General features: G+C 48.0%; 1 protein-coding gene. It reads left to right on the top strand.

The window, feature by feature from the left end; all coding sequences use genetic code 11:
• Positions 1-53: 53 nt before the first annotated feature.
• Positions 54-1,190 (top strand): IS66 family transposase (gene tnpC, locus QUA78_RS32655; RefSeq protein ID WP_333399267.1); only part of this gene is annotated, 1,137 nt, incomplete at its 3' end.

Here is a 1,190-nt window from a genome sequence, read left to right as displayed (position 1 = left end):
GTAGAAGTTCACGGGGGTAGCAAAAACCCAAAAAATCTGATAAGGTGAGGCACATGGAGAAGACAGTGCCGGAATTAATGGCGGCAATCAGCCCAGCAGAGTGGGCGCAAGTGCCAGATAGCGTCCTCGAACTAATTTACGAATTAGTGCGTAGGATGGATCGGGTTGAACAGGAAATAGCGGAACTGAGAACAGAAAACGAGCTTCTCAAAGAGCAATTAACCAGAACTTCGGCAAATTCATCACAACCACCATCGAAGAATCCTCAAGGATTTAAGCCCAATCGAAAGGAACCCACCGGCAAGAAGCGGGGTGGGCAACTAGGACATTCGGGACACGAACGGAAGCTATACCCGACCCAAATGTGTCAAGAAGTAATCAACCATTACCCGCAGCAATGTAGTGGATGTGGAGGCATCCTAGGGATTGAAAATAGTGGTCAAGCCTACCGACATCAAGTAGTGGAAGTCCCACCAGTACAGCGGCTCGTCATCGAACATCAGTTTCATCCAATTACCTGTACTTGTTGTGGGAAAGAAAATCAAGCCCCAGAAATGACCGAAATAATTGGGCAGGGTGGATATGGTCCAAGAACAGCAGCCTATGTAGGTCTATTCAGTAGTGAGTACCGACAATCCTACCGCCAAATACGTGCGCTGATGCAGGCGGTGTTTGGGATTGAAATGTCCGTCGGCACTATCAATCGTCTACGGACAGAAGTGAGTGAGGCAGTTAGCGATGCGGTCACAGAAGCCCAACATTACATCCAGCAGCAGCCGACTGTGGGAGTAGATGAGACTGGATTTCAGCAGCGGAATGGAGATGGTCAAAATGCCACCAAGACCAGTGGTTGGCTGTGGGTGGCAGTAACGCCATTGATCCAGAGCTTTCAGGTAATTTTAAGTAGAGCTAGTAGTGCTGCTCAAACGGTTGTGGGCGAAACTTTTAGTGGATTTATCACCAGTGATCGTTGCCCTGCCTATAACTGGGTGGATGTCCATCGCAGGCAACTGTGCTGGGCGCACCTCAAACGAGATTTTATTCAAATATCCGAACGAGTTGGAGCTTCTGCCCAAATAGGCAAATCCTTGCTGGAGCAGGAAAAAGAGCTTTTCAATCTCTGGCATAAATTTAGAAATGACCAACTCACTCGTTCGGAGTTGAAAGAAAGGGTTGAACCTATTAAGACT

The organism is Microcoleus sp. K4-B3 (assembly GCF_036704615.1).
Classification (GTDB): domain Bacteria; phylum Cyanobacteriota; class Cyanobacteriia; order Cyanobacteriales; family Microcoleaceae; genus Microcoleus.
Note: the sequence above shows the minus strand (reverse complement) of the source record. Positions and strands in the feature narration are given on the sequence as shown.